Annotated in this window: 1 protein-coding gene; it reads right to left on the bottom strand. The window is 73.6% G+C overall.

Annotated elements, in window-relative coordinates; genetic code table 11:
• Positions 1-49 precede the first annotated feature (49 nt).
• Positions 50-690: TolC family protein (locus FUT87_RS23500; protein WP_147242572.1), on the bottom strand; the 641-nt coding region annotated here is incomplete at its 5' end.

Raw genomic sequence — 690 nt, 5'->3', positions numbered from 1 at the left:
GAGGGCAGGGGTGAGGGCCCAGCAGCCGACGAAGTGCAGCCGCCGCCCGCTACTGCGCGCTGGTCGACTCCTCCACTTCCCACCCGCCGCCCAGTGCCAGGAACAGCTGGACTTGCTCGTCGATCAACGCGGCCTCCGACGCCGCCAGCGCCGCATCGCTTGCGGCCAGCGCGCGCTCCGCGTCCAACGCCTCCAGATAGCCGACCTTGCCGCCCTGGTACAGCCGCCGCGCCTGCCCCGCCACCGTCGCCGCCTCGTCGCGCGAAGCCTGCAGCGCCGCGCGCCGGTCCAGTTCTCGCGCGTACTGATTGAGCGCCGTCTCGGTCTCCCGCAACGCATTCAACACGACGCCATCGAATCTGGCCGCCGCCTGCCGCGTCCCCGCCTCGGCCTGCGCGATGCGCGCATCGGCGACGCCGTTGCTCGGCATCGTCCACGAGATCAGCGGCCCGAGGCTCCAGCTCAGCGTGTCGCTCCTGCCGAACCCGGCTAGCGTGCCTGCCGAGCCCGCCGACACGCCCAGCGTGATCTTCGGATACCGGTCCGCGATCGCCACGCCGATGCGCGCCGTCGCCGCATGCAGCTCCCGCTCGGCCTGGCGGATGTCGGGTCGCCGGCGCAGCAGCGCGGCGCCATCCCCGACCGGGATCGTGCCGGCGACGCGCGGCGCGAGGTGGCATTCGGCCAGCC

It is taken from the genome of Mitsuaria sp. TWR114, assembly GCF_007997345.1.
Note: the sequence above shows the minus strand (reverse complement) of the source record. Positions and strands in the feature narration are given on the sequence as shown.